Annotated in this window: 17 protein-coding genes; 9 read left to right on the plus strand and 8 right to left on the minus strand. The window is 70.6% G+C overall.

All coding sequences use genetic code 11. The features are described from left to right. Window positions 1-117 precede the first annotated feature (117 nt). The 4 genes from ACFTQE_RS16430 (at window position 118) to ACFTQE_RS16445 (ending at window position 4,488) form a co-directional block, all read left to right on the plus strand. Window positions 118-1,323, plus strand: coding sequence for a homoserine O-acetyltransferase (locus ACFTQE_RS16430; RefSeq protein ID WP_376926077.1), 1,206 nt, complete (start codon window positions 118-120; stop codon window positions 1,321-1,323). A 98-nt stretch (window positions 1,324-1,421) separates the two neighbouring features. Then, window positions 1,422-2,579 carry a sensor histidine kinase gene (locus tag ACFTQE_RS16435; RefSeq protein WP_376926078.1) on the plus strand — a complete coding sequence of 386 codons (1,158 nt, stop codon included), beginning with the start codon at window positions 1,422-1,424 and terminating at the stop codon, window positions 2,577-2,579. Next, on the plus strand, window positions 2,576-3,838 hold the full coding sequence (locus ACFTQE_RS16440; protein ID WP_376926079.1) for a hypothetical protein: 1,263 nt from the start codon (window positions 2,576-2,578) through the stop codon (window positions 3,836-3,838). Before ACFTQE_RS16435 ends, ACFTQE_RS16440 begins: the two co-directional genes overlap by 4 nt. Next, window positions 3,838-4,488, plus strand: coding sequence for a response regulator (locus ACFTQE_RS16445; RefSeq protein ID WP_375837193.1), 651 nt, complete (start codon window positions 3,838-3,840; stop codon window positions 4,486-4,488). The genes ACFTQE_RS16440 and ACFTQE_RS16445 overlap by 1 nt, the downstream gene beginning before the upstream one ends. Window positions 4,489-4,495: 7 nt before the next feature. Here ACFTQE_RS16445 and ACFTQE_RS16450 read toward each other — a convergent pair whose 3' ends face one another. From ACFTQE_RS16450 to ACFTQE_RS16460, 3 genes are all read right to left on the minus strand, one after another. Then, window positions 4,496-5,770 (minus strand): MFS transporter, encoded by a 1,275-nt coding sequence (locus tag ACFTQE_RS16450; RefSeq protein ID WP_376926080.1) that lies wholly within the window; start codon window positions 5,768-5,770, stop codon window positions 4,496-4,498. A gap of 73 nt (window positions 5,771-5,843) precedes the next feature. Then, complete coding sequence (locus ACFTQE_RS16455; RefSeq protein ID WP_376926081.1) at window positions 5,844-6,161, minus strand: MTH1187 family thiamine-binding protein; 318 nt, start codon at window positions 6,159-6,161, stop codon at window positions 5,844-5,846. 12 nt (window positions 6,162-6,173) lie between these two features. Continuing rightward, the gene (locus tag ACFTQE_RS16460; RefSeq protein ID WP_376926082.1) at window positions 6,174-7,475 is read right to left on the minus strand and encodes a hypothetical protein; all 1,302 of its coding nucleotides are present in this window, start codon (window positions 7,473-7,475) and stop codon (window positions 6,174-6,176) included. A 96-nt stretch (window positions 7,476-7,571) separates the two neighbouring features. Between ACFTQE_RS16460 and ACFTQE_RS16465 the strand changes: the two genes are divergently transcribed. Genes ACFTQE_RS16465 through ACFTQE_RS16475 form a run of 3 tightly spaced genes read left to right on the plus strand, consistent with a single transcriptional unit; the run spans window position 7,572 to window position 10,088 of the window. After that, window positions 7,572-8,393, plus strand: coding sequence for an ABC transporter substrate-binding protein (locus tag ACFTQE_RS16465; protein WP_376926083.1), 822 nt, complete (start codon window positions 7,572-7,574; stop codon window positions 8,391-8,393). Between the two features lie 58 nt (window positions 8,394-8,451). Next, entirely contained in the window at window positions 8,452-9,330 is an 879-nt protein-coding gene (locus ACFTQE_RS16470) for an amino acid ABC transporter permease (protein WP_376926084.1), read from the plus strand. Continuing rightward, window positions 9,327-10,088 carry an amino acid ABC transporter ATP-binding protein gene (locus ACFTQE_RS16475; protein ID WP_376926085.1) on the plus strand — a complete coding sequence of 254 codons (762 nt, stop codon included), beginning with the start codon at window positions 9,327-9,329 and terminating at the stop codon, window positions 10,086-10,088. Before ACFTQE_RS16470 ends, ACFTQE_RS16475 begins: the two co-directional genes overlap by 4 nt. A gap of 36 nt (window positions 10,089-10,124) precedes the next feature. On the opposite strand, the gene ACFTQE_RS16480 is transcribed toward ACFTQE_RS16475, so the two are convergent. Then, a complete protein-coding gene (locus ACFTQE_RS16480; RefSeq protein WP_376926086.1) occupies window positions 10,125-10,973 on the minus strand; it encodes an NAD(P)H-hydrate dehydratase in 849 nt (282 codons plus the stop codon). 23 nt (window positions 10,974-10,996) lie between these two features. On the opposite strand from ACFTQE_RS16480, the gene ACFTQE_RS16485 reads away from it, so the two are divergent. Continuing rightward, window positions 10,997-11,638 (plus strand): HAD family hydrolase, encoded by a 642-nt coding sequence (locus ACFTQE_RS16485; protein WP_376926087.1) that lies wholly within the window; start codon window positions 10,997-10,999, stop codon window positions 11,636-11,638. Window positions 11,639-11,688: 50 nt separating this feature from the next. On the opposite strand, the gene ACFTQE_RS16490 is transcribed toward ACFTQE_RS16485, so the two are convergent. From ACFTQE_RS16490 to ACFTQE_RS16505, 4 genes are all read right to left on the minus strand, one after another. Further along, window positions 11,689-12,123 carry a VOC family protein gene (locus tag ACFTQE_RS16490; protein WP_375837203.1) on the minus strand — a complete coding sequence of 145 codons (435 nt, stop codon included), beginning with the start codon at window positions 12,121-12,123 and terminating at the stop codon, window positions 11,689-11,691. Between the two features lie 80 nt (window positions 12,124-12,203). Further along, the gene (locus ACFTQE_RS16495; protein WP_376926088.1) at window positions 12,204-13,241 is read right to left on the minus strand and encodes a hemolysin family protein; all 1,038 of its coding nucleotides are present in this window, start codon (window positions 13,239-13,241) and stop codon (window positions 12,204-12,206) included. Further along, window positions 13,238-14,566 (minus strand): hemolysin family protein, encoded by a 1,329-nt coding sequence (locus ACFTQE_RS16500; protein ID WP_376926089.1) that lies wholly within the window; start codon window positions 14,564-14,566, stop codon window positions 13,238-13,240. The genes ACFTQE_RS16495 and ACFTQE_RS16500 overlap by 4 nt, the downstream gene beginning before the upstream one ends. A 136-nt stretch (window positions 14,567-14,702) precedes the next feature. Further along, window positions 14,703-16,142: a GuaB1 family IMP dehydrogenase-related protein gene (locus ACFTQE_RS16505; protein WP_376926090.1), complete on the minus strand. Its 1,440-nt coding sequence runs from the start codon at window positions 16,140-16,142 to the stop codon at window positions 14,703-14,705. Between the two features lie 140 nt (window positions 16,143-16,282). Here ACFTQE_RS16505 and ACFTQE_RS16510 point away from each other — a divergent pair, with 140 nt between their 5' ends. Beyond that, complete coding sequence (locus ACFTQE_RS16510) at window positions 16,283-20,101, plus strand: multifunctional oxoglutarate decarboxylase/oxoglutarate dehydrogenase thiamine pyrophosphate-binding subunit/dihydrolipoyllysine-residue succinyltransferase subunit (protein WP_376926091.1); 3,819 nt, start codon at window positions 16,283-16,285, stop codon at window positions 20,099-20,101. The last annotated feature ends 43 nt before the right edge of the window (window positions 20,102-20,144 follow it).

The raw sequence follows: 20,144 nt of genomic DNA on the forward strand, positions 1-20,144 counted from the left end.
TGCCGCGGACCTGCAGGGGCCCGCGGCATCCGCCGTTTCGCGTGCTCGTCGCGTTGCGCCGGCCGAGACCGGCGTAACAATGCACGACAGGCCGCCTGCCTCGGGAAGAATCGAAGCATGGACTGGCAGACGACGGCCGATGCGGTGCCCGCGAGCATCGTCACCGAGGCGCGTGCCGCGTCGCTCGCCGGCCGCGCCCCCGCAACGGGCGCCTGGCGCGAGGGCGACGCCGTCGGCGACCGCCGGTTCGCGAGCATCGGCGACGTCGCCCTCGAGTCCGGCCGTGTGCTGCCCTCGGTGCGCATCGCCTACGAGCAATGGGGCACGCTCTCGCCCCGGCGCGACAATGCGATCCTCGTGCTGCACGCGCTGACGGGCGACAGCCACGTGATCGGCCCGGCCGGCGCTGCGCACCCGAGCGCCGGCTGGTGGCCCGGCATCGTCGGCCCCGGGCTCGCGATCGACACCGACCGCTGGTTCGTCGTGGCGCCGAACGTGCTGGGCGGCTGCCAGGGCTCGACCGGCCCGGCCTCCCTCGCGGCCGACCGCGCCGAGTGGGGCGTCCGCTTCCCCTTCCTCACGATCCGCGACCAGGTGCGCGCGCAGATCGCGTTCGCCCGCGAACTCGGCATCGAGCGATTCGCCGCCGTCGTCGGCGGCTCGATGGGCGCCATGCACGTGCTCGAGTGGGCGATCATGGCCCCCGACGCGGTCGAGCGCATCGCGGTGCTCGCCGCCCCCGCCGCGACGTCGGCCGACCAGATCGCGCTGAACTCGGTGCAGATCGAGGCCATCCGCACCGACCCCGCGTTCCGCGGCGGCGAGTTCTACGACGCACCCGATGGCGACGGGCCGACCCGCGGGCTCGCGCTCGCCCGGCGCATGGCGATGCTCAACTACCGCACCGCGAGCGAGCTCAACCAGCGATTCGCGCGCAGCTGGCAGTCCGACCTCGATCCGCTCGGCGGCGACGGCCGCTTCGCCGTCGAGTCCTACCTCGACTTCCACGGGAACAAGTTCACGCGCCGATTCGACGCCAACAGCTACATCGTGCTCACGCAGGCGATGAACTCGCATGACATCGCGCGCGGCCGCGGCGGGGTCGCCGCGGCGCTCGCGCGGGTCGAAGCCCGCAGCCTCGTGCTCGGCATCGACAGCGACCGCTACTTCCCGCTCGCCGGCCAGGCCGAGATCGCGGCCGGGCTGCGTGCGAGCATCCACGGCGCCGCGCCGGTGGTCGTCGCATCCGAGTACGGTCACGACGCCTTCCTCATCGAGGACGACGCGATCGCCGCGGCGATCGGCGAGCTGCTCTCGAGCTGAGGATCCGCCGGATCCCGGCCTCCCCAGCACCCGCCGACTCCGCTACTCTTCGAATGACGGCGTGTGTTCCACGCCGCCGAACGGGCCGAGGGGGTGTCATGAAGCGCATCCACAAGGAACGTGACCGGCTGCTCCGCAGGCTCGCTAGGATCTCGGGCCTGAGCGGCGCGGTCGGGTCGTTCCTGTGCCTCCTCGTGCCGGGCGCGTCGTCGGGTCTCGAACTCCTGCTCGCGGCCGCCCTCAGCGCCGGCACCGTCCTCTTCCTCATCCTGCACACGGCTCGAGGCGCGCTCGTGCCGGCGATCGCGGCGGTGGCCTGCTCGGTCGCGTTCATCAGCGTGCTCGGCGCAGCGCCCGTGATCGATCCCGTCGCCGCCTCCGCGATGGCCGTCACGGCGTCGGTGACGTCGGCTTCGGTCGCGATCCCGCTCATCGTCCGGGCCGACGGCGGCTTCATCGTGCTCGCCCTCGTCGCGGCCGTGCTCATCGCCGTCGGGGTCGTCGCGATCACCGGCCACGCGATGCAGGTCGTCGCGATCAGCGCCCTCATGGGGTGGGCCTCCAACTCCACGATCGGCATCTGGCTCGATCGGTCGATCGCCACGGCGTCCGACCGCATCCACGAGGTCGGTCGCGCGCACGAGGCGGAGCGGCTCGCGAGCGAGCTGGAGTCGCAGCAGCGCCAAGACGCCCGCGTGCTGCACGACACCGTGCTCGCGACGCTGAGCCTCCTCGCCCATTCGGGCGTGGGGGTCGGCGCCGGCGCACTCCGGCAGCAGGCCGGCGACGACGCCCGCCTGCTCAAGCAGTTGCGGCTCGGCGCGCCCCTCGACCGCGGCTCGACCGCGATCTTCTCCCCCGAGGCCGACGACGACAGCCTCGGGGTGACCTTCGAGTCGGTGCGCCAGCGGTTCGCCCGCATGGGCCTCGACGTGAACTGGCATGGCGCAGGCCGGCTCGCGCTGCCTCGCGACACCCTCGACGCGCTCCTCGGTGCGCTCGGGGAGTGCCTCGAGAACGTCCGCCGGCATTCCGGGGTCTCCGAAGCGGATGTCACGGTCAGCGACGACGACCGCACGGTCCGGGCGATGGTCACCGACGCCGGTTCGGGCTTCGAACCCGCTGCGGTCGACGGCGCCCGCCTCGGCTACGCGGAATCCGTCGTCGGCCGGCTCAGCGTCGTCGGCGGCCGCGCACGCATCTTCTCCTCACCGGGCTCGGGCACCACGGTCATGCTCGAGGTGCCGAAGCCATGAGCGAACGCCAGATTCCAGCCACCACCCTCGGGCGCCAGTTCCGGCGGCCGAGCCGATCGGCGCGTGCTGCCGGCGACGTGCGCGAGAGCCATGGAGGCCGCCGCCTGGCCACCGGCATCACGATCGCGTCGGCCTTCATCATCATCGGGCACCTGGCGCACGCCGTGACCGTGGCACCGCTCTTCCCGCCCGGGCAGAGCCCGTGGCCCGCCTGGCTCGCGCTGGCCGGGGTCGTCGGCATCGGCGTGATCTCCCGCCTCGTGTCGCGGAACACCCCGTTGCCCGACGTGCTCTACGTCGTACTGCTCATCGCGCTCATCGCGCCGGTGTGGCTCGACGTGTCGTCGTCGATGGGGCTGCTGCACCTCGGCGTGACGCCGACCGCCGCGGCCGCGGCCGGCGCCGTGCTGATGCCGGTGGCCGCGATCCGCGGCACGCGCGTCCCGATGGCCGTGGCGAGCCTGATCGGTGCGGTGATCGCGGGCTCGGCCCTCCTCCAGGTCGCGACGGCAGGGCACTACACCGTGACCGGGCTCGCCGTGGCCGGCACCACCGTGCTGCCGATGGCCGTCGCCGTGATCGCGATCGGCGGATTCCGCCGGCTCATCCGGCGCGAGCTCGACCTCTCCCTCGTGCAGAGCACGGTCGCGACGCCGCACACCGCGGTCGGGATGCGCGCCTCCGAAGAGCTCGCCCAACTCGACTTCGACGCGGAGTCGCTGCTCGACGACGTCGGCTCGGGACGCATCGCGATCCCGCTCCCCGCCGAGTCGGCCGAACGCGCCGGCGACCTCGCCGCACGGCTCCGGGTGCGACTCATCGAGGGCCGCAACGACACCTGGCTCCGGCACGCGGTCACCGAGTCGGCGTACCTCAGCAACCGGGTCACGGTCGACGATCCCGGCGGGCTGGCCGGGGTCCTCTCGTCCGACCAGCGCGACGGGCTCCTGCTCGCCCTGTGGTTCCTCGTCGGAGAGCAGTCGAAGGGTGCCGCGGAGCTCGCGGCGCACGTCTCGTGCAGTGAACCCGAGAACGCATCCGACCCGGAATCGCCCGATGTGCAACTCTCGATCGACGTCTCCGGTGTCGTTCAACGTCGCGTCGACCCCGCAACGTGGGATGCACTCGATACAGTCGGTACACACGATGTCGTTGCGGGGCCAGAGTCATTCCGGATCGACATCGACTGCCGAGTCGACCCGAACGTCTCTGCAGGAGTCACGGCCGTCCGCGGGGCGGCCCGTCAAAGGGGAATCTGATGGCAGAGAGCGCTCCACCGATCCGTCTGGCGATCGTCGACGACCACCGCATGCTGCTGGGGGCGCTCTCGGAGTGGATCCGAAACGCCGCTCCCGACATCGAACTCCTCGCAGCGGTGCCGTCGTGGTCCGAGTTGCTCGCCCACCCCGAGTTCCCGGTCGACGTCGTCCTTCTCGATCTCGACCTGCGCGACAACATCCCCATCTCGCTGAAGCTGTCGATGCTGAAGTCCGCCGGAGTGCAGACGATGCTCATGAGCACGTACTCCGAGCCGACCGTCGTGCGCGAAGCGCTCGGTTCGGGCGCCCTCGGCTACCTCGTGAAGTCCGAACCCGTTGAGACGATCATCGAGGCGATCCGCGCGGCCAGGCTCGGCGAGTCCTACCTGACCCCCGAACTCGAGCTCGCCCTCACCACGGAGGGTTCGTCACCGAAGCTCTCGGCGCAGGAGCGACGCGTGATGGCGCTCTACGGCGCGGGCCAGCCCGTCAAGGCCGTCGCGTTCCAGCTCGGCATCTCAGAAGAGACGGCGAAGAGCTACCTCAAGCGCATCCGCGAGAAGTACCGCGCCGCCGGCTACGACGTCGGCACGAAGGTGGCGCTCCGCAAGCGGGCGATCCTCGACGGCATCCTGCTGCAGTCCGACTGAGCCGGGTTCACACCTCGACGGCGTGCATCGCGCCGGTCGCATACGGCACCGCGACGCCGCGACGCACGCGTGCGCGGTCGAGCGCGAACGAGACGACCGCGAGGAGCGCACCGGCGAGCGTGAGCAGCAGTCCGATCCAGATCGGTGCGACGTAGCCGAGGCCGCCCGCGATCGCGATGCCGCCGAGCAGCGCGCCGAGGCTGTTGCCGATGTTCAGCGCCGAGTGGTTCAGCGCGGCCGCGATCGACTGGCTGTCGCGCGCGACATCCATGAGTCGCGCCTGGATGGTCGGAGAGAGCGCAGCGGATGCCGCACCGACGAGCAGCACGCCGGCGAGCAGGCCGATCGGGTTCGATGCGGTGAGGCCGAGCAGCACGAGCGCGCCCGCGAGCACGGCGAAGAACAGGTACATCGCCCGGCGAACGCTCCAGTCGGCGAGCCGCCCGCCCGCGAAGTTGCCGATCGTCATGCCGACGCCGATCGCGACGAGCACGACGGGCACGAACTCCTCCGGCAGCCCCGTGACGTCGGTGGCGAGCGGGGCGACGTAGCTGTAGACGGCGAAGAGCCCGCCGAAGCCGACCGCGCCGATGCCGAGGGCGAACCACACCTGGGCTCGGGTGAACGCCTTCAGCTCCCGCTTCATCGTCGCGCCCGGGTCGCCGGCCTGCCACGGCACGGCGATGAGCACCGCGACGAACGTGAGGGCGAAGATCACTGCAACCGCGAGGTAGGCGATGCGCCATCCGGCGATCTGGCCGAGCCAGGTGATCGCGGGCACCCCGATGACGTTCGCGATCGTGAGCCCCGAGAGCACGAGTGCGACGCCCCGCGCGCGCTTGCCGGGACCCATGAGGCTCGCCGCGACGAGCGAGGCGATGCCGAAGTACGCGCCGTGCGGAAGCGCTGCGATGAACCGGGCCACGAGCACGAGCTCGAAGGTCGGCAGCACGGCCGAGGCGATAGTGCCGAGCGTGAAGGCGGTGAGCAGCGCGAGCAGGAGCCGCTTGCGGGGCCAGCGCGCGGCTGCCGCGGCGATCGTCGGTGCGCCCACGACGACGCCGAGGGCGTACGCCGAGATCATCCAGCCGGCATTCGCGTTGGCGTCGGCCGACGACTGCGCGTAGAGCTCGGGCAGGAGGTCGTGCGCGATGTTCGGCAGCAGGCCCATGGCGACGAACTCGGTCGATCCGATGGCGAAGCCGCCGAGGGCGAGCGCCAGGAGCGCGAAACGGATACGGGCCGGCGACAATGTCGTCGGCCCGTCGATGGGGTGGGTCACCCATCGATTCTCGCACAGAAATCGAATCGATTCGATGCGCGCGACCCGCGAGGCGATCCGACGCCGGTGCGCCTCAGTCGTCGGCGTCGAGCGCGTCCATCGCCGTCTCGAGCCGCTCGAGCTTGCCCTCGAGCTCGCCGACGTACCCCGGGCGGATGTCGGCCTTCAGCACGAGCGAGACCCGCGAGCCGTACGCGCCGACCGCTTCGGTGGCGCGGCGCACGACGTCGAAGACCTCGTCCCACTCCCCCTCGATCGTCGTGAACATCGAGTCGGTGCGGTTCGGCAGGCCCGACTCCCGAACGATGCGCACCGCTGCGGCGACGGCGTCGTGCACCGACCCGTCGCTGCCGCCCGTGCCGCTCGGTGCGACTGAGAATGCCACCAGCATGTTCCGTCTCCTTCAGTTGTCGTCGAGGTCCATTGTGGTGCTCACGGCACCGACGTCGCGAACGAGCGACCGCTGCGACCGAGACGACCCGAGCTTCCAGAGCGAGCGGATGCCCCACACGAGCAGCACCACGAGCAGGAGCGACTTGATCGTCAGCATGAAGACGAAGGCCGGGTCGGCGATGAGGAGCCAGCCGTACCAGTAGGGGTAGATGATGTGCGTCAGGAGCGCGATCGACGCGGCCACGAGCGCCGGCACCGCGAACCGCGCCGGGCGCAGCACGAGACCGAGGATCACGGGCGCGGCGAGCCACGTCGCGAACTGCGGCGAACCGACCTTGTTCGCGAGCATGAGCACCACCACGAACGACAGCGCGAGGGGCGGCAGCAGCCGCCCGAACGCGGCGCCCCGGCGGACGGCACGAATGCCGATCAGCACGACGACGAGCACCCCGAGCGCCATGAGCGGAGTGGTCAGTGCTGCTGCGGCATCCGCGCCCGGGCCGTCGATCTGGAAGGTGAGGATCTGGCGGTCGTAGACGATCCGCACCGACTTCGAGCCGGCTACGATCTGCCAGAGCCAGCCGACCGCGAGCGGCGCCTCGATCTGCAGACCACGCCCGGCCTGCTCGGCGACGAAGCCGACGGCGTTCTCGCCGGCGCCCGCGAGCAGGCTCACGCCGAGGATGCCGACACTGAGCGACACCGCGACGGTGAGCACCTCGAGCCGTCGTCGCACCGCGATCACGAGCGCGGCCACGAGGGCCGCCGGCCAGACCTTGATCCACGCGCCGATCGTGAGCAGCACCGCCGCGACCCGCGGCCGACCGGCCGCCCAGAGCAGGCCGGTGATCGCGAACGGCACCGTGATCGCATCGATGCGACCGAAGGCGATGGGGCCGAGCAGGGCCAGGAAGCCGAGCCACCACCAGGCCGCGATGCGGCGTGGACGGGAGAGCCCCGCGCGGCCGATGAGCACGCCGAACGCGAGCGCGTTCAGCACGGTGACGATCGCGAGCCAGGTCTGCGCGTACCAGGCTGATCCGAACGCGAGCGCCACGGTCATCGGCGCGAATGCGAGGATCGGGTACACCCACGGCGCATCGATGCCCATGCGCAGCCAGCCGTGCGCTGCGTTCTCGGCCCAGTGCCGGTACACCGCCGTCACGTCGCCCAGCGGGTAGCCGGGAGCGGCCAGGTTCAGCCAGATGATCGCGGCGTGCACGAGGGCGAAGCCCGTCCAGAGGGCCGCTCGGGAACCGAGGAATCGGCGGAGACGGTGAGCGGATGCCTCGCGCCGCGCCCCGTCCGTCATGGCGACGAGCCTAGCCGAGCGTCACATTCCGCCACGCGCCGCTCCACGGACAGTGGCATCCGCGATGCTGGAGGGCACACCCGTATGGAGGCCACCATGACCCGACGCTCCCTCACCGCGATCATCGTCGCGGCATCAGCGACCCTCGCACTCGCCGGTTGCGCCGGCGATGCCTCGGGCGGTGGCGACTACGTGACCGAGGGCAAGTTCACGATCGCGACGGGCGAGCCGGCGTACTTCCCGTGGGTGCTCGACGACGACCCCGAGTCGGGCGAGGGCTTCGAGGCCGCGGTCGCCTACGCCGTGGCCGACGAACTCGGCTTCTCCGCCGACGACGTGGTCTGGGTGCGCTCCACCTTCGAGCAGGCCATCGCCCCCGGGCCGAAGGACTTCGACGTCAACCTGCAGCAGTTCTCGATCACCGACGAGCGCAAGCAGAACGTCGACTTCTCGTCGCCGTACTACGAGACCACGCAGGTCGTCATCACCGTCGACTCCTCGCCGGCGGCGGCGGCCACCTCGATCGCCGACCTGAAGGACCTCCTCGTGGGCGCGCAGACCGGCACGACGAGCTTCGACGCCGTCGAGGAGGTCATCGCCCCGACCGCCGGCGCCCAGGTCTTCAACACCAACGACGACGCGAAGCTCGCGCTCCAGAGCGGCACGGTCGACGCGATCGTGGTCGACCTGCCGACCGCGTTCTACCTCACGGGCGTCGAACTCGACGGCGGCAAGATCATCGGCCAGCTCCCGGCGACCGCCGGCGGCGGCGACGCCTTCGGTCTCGTGCTCGCCAAGGGCTCGCCGCTCACCGCCGATGTCACGGCAGCCGTCGACGCGCTCCGCGAGCGCGGCACGCTCGACGAGCTCGCCGCCGCGTGGCTCGGTGGCGAGGGCGGCGCGCCCGTCCTCGAGTGACGCCGTGCTCCGAACCACGGATGCCGCGGCATCCGCCGACCGCCGGTAACGTGAATCCGTGACCGACACGACCGACGCCCGCGACGCGTCGACCGCATGGCAGCCGAGCGCGCTCGAGCTCGAGCGGCGCGCGTTCCGGAAGCGCCAGACGGGTCGCTCCGTGCTCGTGAGCGCGCTGTCGACCATCGTGCTCGCCGGACTCCTCGCGTGGGCGCTCATCGGCTCGCCGGGCTGGGCCCAGGTGCAGCAGACGTTCTTCGATCCGACGGTCGCGCTCGCGTCGCTCCCCCGCATCCTCGAGGGCCTGTGGCTGAACATCCAGGTGCTCGTCGCAGCGAGCATCGGCGTGGTGGTCTTCGGCCTGCTGCTGGCCACGCTCCGCACGCTGCGAGGCGCGGTGTACTTCCCGCTGCGGGCGCTCGCGGCCGGCTACACCGACCTCTTCCGCGGCATGCCGCTCATCATCGTGCTCTACCTGATCGGGTACGGCGTGCCGGGCCTCGATTTCTTCCCCCGCGTGCCCGTCGCCGTCCTCGGCACCATCGCCCTCATTCTCACCTACTCGGCGTACGTCTCCGAGGTGTTCCGCTCCGGCATCGAGGCGGTGCACCCGTCGCAGCGCCTCGCGGCCCGATCGCTGGGCCTCAGCCACGGGCAGACGATGCGGCGCATCGTGCTGCCGCAGGCGTTCCGCAAGGTGACGCCCGCCCTCATGAACGACTTCGTCGCCATGCAGAAGGACGTCGGCCTGATCTCGGTGCTCGGGGCCGTCGACGCCGTGCGGGCGGCGCAGATCGAGACGGCGCACTACTTCAACTTCACGCCCTACGTCGTGGCCGGCCTCCTCTTCGTGCTGCTCGCCTGGCCGATGATCCGGCTCACCGACTGGCTGTCGGCGCGCATGCGGGCACGCGAGCAGGTCGGGAGCATCGTATGAACGCGCCATCCGCCCCTGTCGCCGAGCCGGTGCTCCGGCTCCGCGGCGTTCGCCGTGCGTTCGGCGACCACCTCGTGCTCGACGGCATCGACCTCGACGTCGCGGCCCACGAGGTCGTCGCGCTCGTCGGCGCGAGCGGATCGGGCAAGTCCACGCTCCTCCGCACGATCAACCTCGTCGAGCGCATCGACGACGGCGAGATCCTGCTCCGCGGGCGCGACGTCAGCGACCCGCGCGTCGACGCCGACGGCGTGCGGGCGCGCATCGGCGTGGTCTTCCAGCACTACAACCTCTTCCCGCACCTCAGCGTGCTCGACAACGTGACGCTCGCCTCGCGCCTCGTGCACCGCGTGCGCCGCGCCGAGGCCGAGCGCCAGGGGCTCGAACTGCTCGCGTCGATCGGGCTGGCCGACTTCGCCCGGGCGTTCCCCGACCGGCTGTCGGGCGGCCAGCAGCAGCGCGCAGCGATCGTGCGCGCGATCGCGACGGGCCCCGAACTGCTCCTGCTCGACGAGGTGACGAGTGCCCTCGACCCCGAGCTCGTCGGCGAGGTGCTCGCCCTCGTGCGCTCGCTCGCCGACGGCGGCACGACGATCGTCATGGCCACGCACGAGATGGCCTTCGCGCGCGAGGTCGCCGACCGGGTCGTCTTCCTCGACGCCGGCCGGATCATCGAGGACGCCCCCGCCCGGCAGTTCTTCGAATCGCCTCGGGAGGAGCGCACCCGCGAGTTCCTCGCGAGGTTCCTCGCCGACTGACGTACTCCGAGCCGAGGAGCGCACGCGCCGAGGCGCTCAGTGCGCGAGCAGGGCTCCGATGACGGGCGGGATCGCCTCGGCGGTGTCGAGCGCCGTGATCGGTCCGCCGTCGACCGCTGCCGTCGCCCGCCGCGCGGCCTCGCCGTGCACCCACGCAGCGGTCGCCGCGAGCGCCGTCAGCACTTCGGCGTCCGCCGCGATCCGTTCGTGGTGCGTGGCGACGAGCGCTCCGAGGATCCCGCCGAGCACGTCGCCGGTGCCGGCCGAGGCCAGCCAGTGCGTCGGGGCCGTGATCGTGTAGCGACCGCCGTCGGGGTCGCAGACGTGGGTCACCGCGCCCTTCAGCAGCACGGCGACGCCGAGTTCCGTCGCTGCCCTGAGCGCCCACTCCGCGGGCGCCGAACGCACCTGCGCGATGCTCGTGTCGATCTCGCGGGAAGCGAGCAGCGCCGCGAGTTCCCGCGCGTGCGGCGTGATCACCGTGGGCGCCGTGTGCGTGCCGACGAGGTCGAGCGCGCCGGCGTCGAGCACGACCGGCAGGCCGGATGCGAGCGAACCCTGCAGGTCTCCGAGCAGCATGAAGGAGCGGCGCCCGGGGTCGATGCCGGAGCCGATCAGCCAGGCCTGCACCCGGCCGGGCGCGGTGACGGTCTCGGGGCGACGTGCGAGCACTGCGGTGCGCACGGCACGGGGACCGGTGTAGCGCACCATGCCGAGGCCGGCACGGTGCGCGGCCTCGACGGCGAGCACCGCCGCGCCCGGGTAGTCGGGGGAACCCGCCACGATGCCGAGCACGCCGCGCGAGTACTTGTCGTCATCGGCGACCGGCGCGACGACCCACTTCCGTGCATCGACGGCGGTCCATTCCTGCCACGACATATCCATGCTCCAACGATAGGTTGAGGTGGATGACTCCGACAGTTCCCGCACCGATCAGCCTCGCCCCTCGCGTCGTCGTGTTCGACTACGGGGAGGTCATCTCGCGAGAGCCCACCGATGCCGATCGCGCGGCCCTCGTCGAACGAGCCGGTGCGACAGCGGACCCCGAGCCGTTCTGGGCGTCGTACTGGGCGCACCGCCTGGGCCTCGACCGGGGCACCACGTCGATCGCCGAGTACTGGCACGCCGTCGCGGCCGACCTCGGGGCGGAGTGGAATGAAATCGACGTGCACGAGCTCTGGGCCCTCGACCACCGCGGGTGGCTCTCGGTCGACCCCGGCACGCTCGGCGTGCTGCACGCCCTGGCAGCGGGAGGCACGCGCCTGGCACTGCTCTCGAACGCGGGGGCGGACTTCTCGGGCTGGTTGCGCAACGGCTCGTTCGCACCGCTCTTCGAGCGCGTGTTCGTCAGCGGCGAGCTGCACCTCGTCAAGCCCGACGCCGCGATCTACGAGCTCGTCATCGACGAACTCGGCATCGCGGCATCCGACTTCGTCTTCATCGACAACAAGGCCGAGAACGTCGAGGGTGCGAAGGCCGTCGGCGGCGACGGCCACGTCTTCACGGGCGCCGCAGCGCTCGAGGCGTGGCTGCGCGACCTCGCCGCCTGACCACTACCGGCGCGGCGAGGTGACGAGACGGCTCGGAAGCGGTGACCGGATCAGGTCATTCCCGACGCGGCGGCCCGCATCTTCATGGCCATCTCCATCATCTGCGGGGCCACCTGCCCGATGGCGAAGATGTTGCCCTCACTGTCGCTGAACCACGCGCTGCGCTCCTCGCCGATCTCGGCGACGCCGTCGACCGTCTTCAGACCGGGCATGTCGTAGTCGTGGAATACGACCCCGTGCGTGCGCAGCTGCGTCATGTCGCGGTCGAGGTCGTCGGTCATGAGGTTCAGCGAGGTGTTCTTCGCAGTGCCCGCGAAGTCGCTCCTGTACACCATCACGCCCGTGCCGCCGATGTCGTAGAACAGCGCCTCTCCTTCCTCGTCCTCGTACACGGGGTCGCGGCCGAGCACGTCGTGCCACCACTGCTTGGCACGTGCGGTGTCGGAGGCCGCGAGGACGGCCGTCGCCATGAGCTTCTCAAACATGATGATTCCTCGGTTCTTCGGGTCGGCGTCAGTCTACGCCGACCCGAAGAGGGCCGTGCCGGCGATTCCGAGGTCGCCGATCAGCCGCGCCTGGTGGCGTCCTGCACCTCTCCGACGAGTTCCTCGATGATGTCCTCGAGGAAGATCACGCCGGTCGTCGTGCCGTCCTCGTCGAATGCCCTCGCGACATGCGTGCCGAGGCGGCGCATCGTCGCGAGCGCGTCTTCGAGGTCGGTGCCGGCGAAGATCGACACGAGGCGGCGAACCCGCTTGGCCGGGATCGGATCGTCGAACTCGTCGTCGTCGAGGTCGATCACGTCCTTCAGGTGCACGTAGCCGTCGGGCTCCCCCGACTCGTCGAGGATCGGATAGCGCGAGAACCCGCGACGGGCCACTGCGCGTTCGACGTCGGCCGGGGTCGCTCCGGGCGGCAGGCTGACGAGCGACTCGAGGGGCACCGCGACATCCTGCACGCGCTTGGTCGTGAACTCGAAGGCGGCCGTCAGGGTGCCGCTCGCGTCGTCGAGCACGCCCTCGCGACGCGACTGGTGCACGATCGTCTGCACCTCCTCGAGCGTGTAGGTCGAGGTCGCCTCGTTCTTCGGCTCGACGCCGAAGAGCCGGAGCACGCCGTTCGCCGTCGCATTCAACGCGACGATGATCGGCTTGAAGACGCGCGCGACGAACACGAGCGGCGGCGCGAGCAGCAGCACCGCTCGGTCGGGAACCGAGAACGAGAGGTTCTTCGGCACCATCTCGCCGAACACGACGTGCAGGTACGAGACGAGCACGAGGGTCACGATGAACGCGATCGTCGAGACGACCTCGGCCGACCAGCCGGTGAGGTGCAGCGGCACCTCGAGCAGGTGGTGGATCGCGGGCTCCGACACGTTCAGGATCAGCAGCGAGCACACCGTGATGCCGAGCTGGCTCGTCGCGAGCATGAGCGTCGCGTGCTCCATCGCCCACAGTGCGGTCTTGGCGCTGCGCTTGCCCTGCTCGGCGAGCGGCTCGATCTGCGATCGCCGCGCCGAGATGACCGCGAACTCCGCGCCGACGAAGAAGGCGTTCGCGATGAGCAGCACGATCAGCCAGGCGATTCCGGCCCAGTCGCTCATCGTTGTCCCCCGTCGAGGTCATCGGCTTCGGGCGGCGGGTTCGGCACGAACCGCACGCGGTCGATGCGGCGTCCGTCGAGTCGCTGCACGACGAGCGTGCCCTCGTCGATGAGCACCTCGTCGCCGACGACGGGCAGTCGCCCGAGCTCGGCCATGACGAATCCGGCCACGGTCTCGTAGTCTCCGTTCTCTGGCACGCGGATGCCGGTGCGCTCGAGCAGTTCGTCGGGTCGCAGTATTCCCGGGAAGCTCACGTCGTCGCCGCGACGGACGATGCCGGCCCGCGTGCGGTCGTGTTCGTCGGCGACCTCGCCGACGAGCTCCTCGACGAGGTCCTCGAGCGTCGCGACACCGGCGGTGCCGCCGTACTCGTCGACGACGACGGCCATCTGGTAGCCGCGGCCGCGGAGCTCCTCGAGGAGCGTGTCGAGCTTCATCGTCTCGGGCACGCGCAGCGCATCGGACTGCAGCGCCGATGCCGGCACCTCCGAGCGCTTCTCGCGCGGGACCGCGACGGCCTGCTTGACGTGCACGAGGCCGACCACGTCGTCGAGGTTCTCGTCGTACACCGGGAAGCGCGAGTAGCCGGTCGTGCGCGCGAGCTCGAGCACGGCCTCGGCCGGCTCCTGCCGCTGCACGGCGGCGACCCGAGGTCGCGGGGTCATGACGTCGGACGCGTCGTGGTCGGCGAAGCGCAGGGTGCGGCCGAGCAGGGTCGCAGTGTCCTGCTCCAGCAGGCCCGCACTCGCCGAACGGCGCACGAGCGATGACAGCTCCTCGGCCGATCGCGCGCCGGAGAGCTCCTCCTTCGGCTCGATGCCGACGGCGCGGAGCAGGCCGTTGGCGCTGCCGTTGAGCAGCGTGATCGCAGGCCGGAACACCCACGTGAACGCCGTCTGGAACGGCATCACGAGCTTCGCGGTGGCGAGCGGGAGGGCGAGCGCGAAGTTCTTCGGCACGAGCTCGCCGATCACCATCGACAGCAGGGTCGCCACGACGATCGCGGTGATCGTGCCGATGGGGCGCACGAACGCCTCGGGCACGCCGATCGCGGTCAGCGGCCCGATGAGGAGCGACGAGATCGCCGGCTCCATCGTGTATCCGGTGAGCAGGGTGGTCAGCGTGATGCCGAGCTGCGCACTCGACAGGTGCGTCGAGGTGATCTTCAGCGCGGAGATGGTGAGTGCGAGCTTCGTCTCACCCCTCGCGCGCCGCGCCTCGAGGTCGGCCCGGTCGAGATTGACGAGCGCGAACTCACTGGCGACGAACAAGCCCGTGCCGATCGTGAGGAGGAGTCCGATGCCGAGGAGTATCCACTCAGACATCGCCACCTCCGCGAGCAGTCACGGGCGGGGGTCTATGACCTGGGGCAGCGGCAGAGGGAGGATCGTCCATTGTCGCCTCAGTATATCGGCGCGTCCTGCGCGATCGCCCGGAAGCGAGCGGAGCGTCACATCGAGCTCACCAACTGACCGGCAGCGCCTTGCCCTCCTCGTATCCCGCCGCCGACTGGATGCCGACGAGCGCCCGGTCGCGGAACTCCTGGAGCGTACGCGCCCCGGCATACGTGAACGAGCTCCGCACGCCCGAGGTGATCATGTCGAGCAGGTCCTCGATCGAGGGCCGCAGCGGATCGAGCGAGATCGCCGACGACGAGATGCCCTCGGCGAACAGCTCCTTGCGGGCGAGCTCGTAGGGCGAGAGACGGTCGAACCGCTCGCGCACCGCCTTCGTCGACGCCATGCCCCAGCTCTCCTTGTAGAGGCGACCGGATGCATCGTGCCGCAGCAGGCCCGGAGCCTCGATCGTGCCCGCGAACCAGGACCCGATCATGACCGAGGCGGCGCCGGCGGCGAGCGCGAGCGCGACGTCGCGCGGGTAGCGCACCCCGCCGTCGGCCCACACGGTCGCGCCGAGCTCCCTCGCGGCCTCCGCCGTCTCGAGCACCGCCGAGAACTGCGGGCGACCGACCGCGGTCATCATGCGGGTCGTGCACATCGCGCCGGGGCCGACGCCCACCTTCAGCACGTCGGCACCCGCCTCGACGAGGTCGGCGACCGCGTCGGCGGTCACGATGTTGCCGGCGACGATCGGGATGTCGAGGCCGAGGTCGCGCACGATCGACACGGCGCGGAGCATGCCCTCCTGATGTCCGTGCGCGGTGTCGATGACGAGCATGTCGACCCCTGCGGCGGCGAGCGCCGTCGCCTTCGCCGCGACGTCGCCGTTGATGCCGACCGCCGCGGCGACCCGCAACCGCCCGTCGGCGTCGACGTTCGGCTCGTAGATCGTGCCGCGCAGCGCGCTCCGGCGGCTGAGCGTGCCGACCACGCGCCCGTGCTCGAGCACCGGGGCGAATTCGAGCTCCGCCTCGACCATGAGGTCGAATGCACGGCGCGGCGTCGACACGTCGTCGGCGTCGAGGGAGGCGAGTCCGCCGTGCACGAGGTCGCCGAGCCGCGCATCGGGCAGCGCCGTCGCGAGCCGCTCGGCCGGGATGCATCCGACGTACTCGCCGCGGGAGTCGTGCAGCACGATGCCGTGGCCCGCGATCGGCGGCAGCACCTCGAGGGCGTCGGCGGCCGAGGCATCCGGACTGAACTCGTGCGGCGTGTCGAAGCGGGGCGACTGCGCCTTGACCGCGCGGATCGCCTCGTCGAGATCCTGCAGGTGCATGTCCTGCGGCAGCACCCCGAGTCCGCCCCGTCGGGCGAGCGTCGCCGCGAGGCGCGGCCCGGTGATCGAGTTCATGTTCGCCGACACGAGCGGGATGGAGGCGCCCGAACCGTCATCGGGCGCGAGCGAGACGTCGAGACGGCTCGTGACGGCGGAACGACTCGGAACGAGGAACACGTCCGAGTAGGTGAGGTCGTGGCTGGGTGTCGTCCGGTAGAACTCCATGTCGCCACGCTACCGCCGCGCCGTGCTCGGGGCCCCATTCAGGGGATTAGGCTGGGAGGCGGTGATTCGTCATGCCCGCGCGTATGGCGAGACCGCGAAGCAGGTAATCCAGCATCAATGGAGAGAGTGGGCGAGAGGCTGTGTCGAGCCAATTGACCGGGTCGGGATCCGACGAGACGACGTCGGGCGAATACGGAGCCAATGAATGGCTCGTCGACGAGATGTACGAGAAGTTCCTCGTCGATCCCCAATCGGTCGACAGGACCTGGTGGCCGGTGCTCGAGCACTACCGCCAGGTGAAGACCGAGGGCGGCGACCCATCGAACAGTGCGCCGGCGACGGATGCCGCGGTGGCGACGCCCCCGGCCGACGCCGCACCCCCTGCACCTGCGGCGCCCGCTGCACCTGCGGCGCCCGCTGAGCCCGCGGCACCCGCAGGCTCCCCCGCGGCCGCAGCACCGGCTTCCGAGCCCGCGGCGCCGTCGACGGCACCCGTGCCCGTCATCGGGCAGACGCCGGCCGCGCGCACGACCTCGGTCGCCCCGCGCACGCAGCCCGTGCCCGCCGACGTGCCGGTCACGAGCCCGCAGCCCATCGTGGCCGACGCCCCGAAGGAAGACGAGGTCGTCACCCTCAAGGGCATGCCGAAGGCGCTCGCGGCCAACATGGACGCCTCGCTCACCGTGCCGACCGCCACGAGCGTCCGCACGATCCCGGCGAAGCTCATGATCGACAACCGCATCGTGATCAACAACCACCTGCGGCGTTCGCGCGGTGGCAAGATCTCGTTCACCCACCTCATCGGCTGGGCGCTCATCCAGGCGCTCAAGGAGTTCCCGAGCCAGAACGTCTACTACGCCGAGCTCGACGGCAAGCCGAGCCTCGTCAAGCCCGCGCACATCGGCCTCGGCATCGCGATCGACATCCCGAAGCCCGACGGCTCCCGCGCCCTGCTCGTGCCCGCGATCAAGCGCGCCGAGACGATGACGTTCAACGAGTACCTCGCGGCCTACGAAGACCTCGTGCAGCGCGCCCGCCAGAACAAGCTGAAGGCCGACGACTTCGCCGGTGCGACGGTCTCGCTGACCAACCCCGGCGGCATCGGCACCGTGCACTCGGTGCCCCGCCTCATGAAGGGCCAGGGCTGCATCATCGGCGCCGGCGCCCTCGAGTACCCCGCCGAGTTCCAGGGCGCGTCCGAGAAGACGCTCGCGCACCTCGCGATCGGCAAGACGATCACGCTGACGTCGACCTACGACCACCGCGTCATCCAGGGCGCCGGCTCGGGCGAGTTCCTGAAGAAGGTGCACGAGCTGCTCCTCGGCCAGCGCGGCTTCTACGAGAACCTGTTCGCCGCGCTCCGCCTCCCCTACGAGCCGATCCGCTGGGCACCCGACATCTCGGTCGACATCGCGAGCGCGATCGACAAGACCGCTCGCGTGCAGGAGCTCATCAACGCGTTCCGCGTGCGCGGGCACCTGATGGCCGACATCGACCCGCTCGAGTACGTGCAGCGATCGCACCCCGACCTCGACATCGCGAGCCACGGCCTGACGTTCTGGGACCTCGACCGCGAGTTCGTCACGGGCGGCTTCGGCGACAAGCGCACCGCGCAGCTGCGCGACATCCTCGGCGTGCTCCGCGACTCGTACTGCCGCACGATCGGCATCGAGTACATGCACATCCAGGACCCGGTGCAGCGCAAGTGGATCCAGAACGAGGTCGAGCGCAGCTACGAGAAGCCGACGCACGACGAGCAGATGCGCATCCTCGGCAAGCTCAACGAGGCGGAGGCGTTCGAGACCTTCCTGCAGACGAAGTACGTCGGCCAGAAGCGCTTCAGCCTCGAGGGCGGCGAGTCGGTCATCCCGCTGCTCGACGAGATCCTGCAGGGCGCCGCGAAGGCGGGCCTCGACGAGGTCGCCATCGGCATGGCGCACCGCGGTCGCCTGAACGTGCTCACGAACATCGCCGGCAAGACCTACGGCCAGGTGTTCCGCGAGTTCGAGGGCACCCAGCAGTCGAAGGGCTTCTCGGGCTCCGGCGACGTCAAGTACCACCTCGGCACCCAGGGCACCTTCACCGCCGACGACGGGCACCAGATCCCCGTCTCGCTCGCGGCGAACCCCTCGCACCTCGAGGCCGTCGACGGCGTGCTCGAGGGCATCGTGCGCGCCAAGCAGGACAGGAAGCCGATCGGCACGTTCTCGACGCTGCCGATCCTCGTGCACGGCGACGCGGCGATGGCCGGTCAGGGCGTCGTGCTCGAGACGATGCAGATGTCGCAGCTCCGCGGCTACCGCACCGGCGGCACCATCCACGTCAACATCAACAACCAGGTCGGCTTCACCACGGTGCCGGGCGACGCCCGCTCGTCGATCTACTCGACGGATGTCGCAAAGACCATCCAGGCGCCGATCTTCCACGTGAACGGCGACGACCCCGAGGCCGTCGTGCGCGTCGCGGAACTCGCGTTCCGCTACCGCCAGGAGTTCAAGCGCGACGTCGTCATCGACCTCGTCTGCTTCCGTCGACGCGGCCACAACGAGGGCGACGACCCCTCGATGACCCAGCCCCTGATGTACAACCTCATCGAGGCGAAGCGCTCGGTGCGCAAGCTCTACACCGAGGCCCTCGTCGGTCGCGGCGACATCACCGAGGCCGAGTACGAAGAGGCGCACCGCGACTTCCAGGACCGCCTGGAGCGGGCCTTCGCCGAGACGCACGCCGCGCAGACCGGGGCGATCCCGATCATCGGCGCGACCGAGTCGACGGCGCCGGCGGAGCCCGTCTCGGGCGAACTCGAGACCACGGGCGTCTCCACCGAGGTCGTGCACGCCATCGGCGACGCGTTCAACAACAAGCCCTCGGGCTTCACGGTGCACCCGAAGATCCAGCAGCTCCTGACGAAGCGACTCGACATGAGCCGCAACGGCAAGGTCGACTGGGGCTTCGGCGAGCTGCTCGCCCTCGGCTCCCTGCTCCTCGAAGGCACCCCGGTGCGCTTCGCCGGTCAGGACGCCCGTCGCGGCACGTTCGTGCAGCGCCACGCCGTGCTGCACGACCGGGTCAACGGCCAGGAATGGCTGCCGCTGCAGAACCTCTCCGAGAACCAGGCACGGTTCTGGATCTACGACTCGCTGCTCTCCGAGTACGCGGCCATGGGTTTCGAGTACGGCTACTCGGTCGAGCGGGCCGATGCCCTCGTCATGTGGGAGGCGCAGTTCGGCGACTTCGCGAACGGCGCGCAGACCATCATCGACGAGTTCATCTCCTCGGCCGAGCAGAAGTGGGGCCAGCGCTCGAGCGTCGTGCTCCTGCTCCCGCACGGCTACGAGGGCCAGGGCCCCGACCACTCGAGCGCCCGCATCGAGCGGTACCTGCAGCTCTGCGCCGAGAACAACATGACGGTGGCGCGCCCGTCGACGCCCGCGTCGTACTTCCACCTCCTGCGTCGTCAGGCCTACGCACGGCCGCGGCGCCCCCTGGTGGTCTTCACCCCGAAGGCGATGCTGCGCCTGCGCGGTGCCACGAGCGAGGTCGCCGACTTCACGAGCGGCCGCTTCGAGCCGGTCATCGACGACGCCCGCATCACCGACAAGGCCGCCGTCAAGCGGGTCGTGTTCGTCTCGGGCAAGATCTACTACGACCTGCTGGCCGAGCTCGAGAAGCAGCAGAACACCGAGGTCGCGCTCGTGCGCCTCGAGCAGCTGTACCCCCTGCCCGCCGGCGAGCTGAAGGCCGTCGCGGAGTCGTACCCCAACGCCGAGCTGATGTGGGCTCAGGACGAGCCCGAGAACCAGGGCGCGTGGCCGTACTTCATCATCGAGACGAACAAGCTCGGCGACCGGCCGGTGCGCGTCGTGGCACGAACGGCGGCGGCCTCCCCCGCCACCGGTTCCGCGAAGCGGCACGCCACCGAGCAGGCCGAGCTCGTGCGGACTGCGACGACGCTCTAGCCGGAACGGCACGAACGAACGAAGCGAGCGGATGCCCCGGGGC

The sequence above is a fragment of the Agromyces sp. NPDC056965 genome (assembly GCF_042673425.1).
Taxonomy (GTDB): domain Bacteria; phylum Actinomycetota; class Actinomycetes; order Actinomycetales; family Microbacteriaceae; genus Agromyces.

Bases quoted from the DNA above. Each gene is read 5' to 3' on its own strand.
- ACFTQE_RS16500 (WP_376926089.1), bottom strand. From the start codon at position 14,566: ATGTCTGAGTGGATACTCCTCGGCATCGGACTCCTCCTCACGATCGGC.
- ACFTQE_RS16485 (WP_376926087.1), top strand. From the start codon at position 10,997: ATGACTCCGACAGTTCCCGCACCGATCAGCCTCGCCCCTCGCGTCGTC.
- ACFTQE_RS16430 (WP_376926077.1), top strand. From the start codon at position 118: ATGGACTGGCAGACGACGGCCGATGCGGTGCCCGCGAGCATCGTCACC.
- ACFTQE_RS16440 (WP_376926079.1), top strand. From the start codon at position 2,576: ATGAGCGAACGCCAGATTCCAGCCACCACCCTCGGGCGCCAGTTCCGG.
- ACFTQE_RS16475 (WP_376926085.1), top strand. From the start codon at position 9,327: ATGAACGCGCCATCCGCCCCTGTCGCCGAGCCGGTGCTCCGGCTCCGC.
- ACFTQE_RS16445 (WP_375837193.1), top strand. From the start codon at position 3,838: ATGGCAGAGAGCGCTCCACCGATCCGTCTGGCGATCGTCGACGACCAC.
- ACFTQE_RS16505 (WP_376926090.1), bottom strand. From the start codon at position 16,142: ATGGAGTTCTACCGGACGACACCCAGCCACGACCTCACCTACTCGGAC.
- ACFTQE_RS16435 (WP_376926078.1), top strand. From the start codon at position 1,422: ATGAAGCGCATCCACAAGGAACGTGACCGGCTGCTCCGCAGGCTCGCT.
- ACFTQE_RS16455 (WP_376926081.1), bottom strand. From the start codon at position 6,161: ATGCTGGTGGCATTCTCAGTCGCACCGAGCGGCACGGGCGGCAGCGAC.
- ACFTQE_RS16465 (WP_376926083.1), top strand. From the start codon at position 7,572: ATGACCCGACGCTCCCTCACCGCGATCATCGTCGCGGCATCAGCGACC.
- ACFTQE_RS16460 (WP_376926082.1), bottom strand. From the start codon at position 7,475: ATGACGGACGGGGCGCGGCGCGAGGCATCCGCTCACCGTCTCCGCCGA.
- ACFTQE_RS16490 (WP_375837203.1), bottom strand. From the start codon at position 12,123: ATGTTTGAGAAGCTCATGGCGACGGCCGTCCTCGCGGCCTCCGACACC.
- ACFTQE_RS16495 (WP_376926088.1), bottom strand. From the start codon at position 13,241: ATGAGCGACTGGGCCGGAATCGCCTGGCTGATCGTGCTGCTCATCGCG.
- ACFTQE_RS16480 (WP_376926086.1), bottom strand. From the start codon at position 10,973: ATGGATATGTCGTGGCAGGAATGGACCGCCGTCGATGCACGGAAGTGG.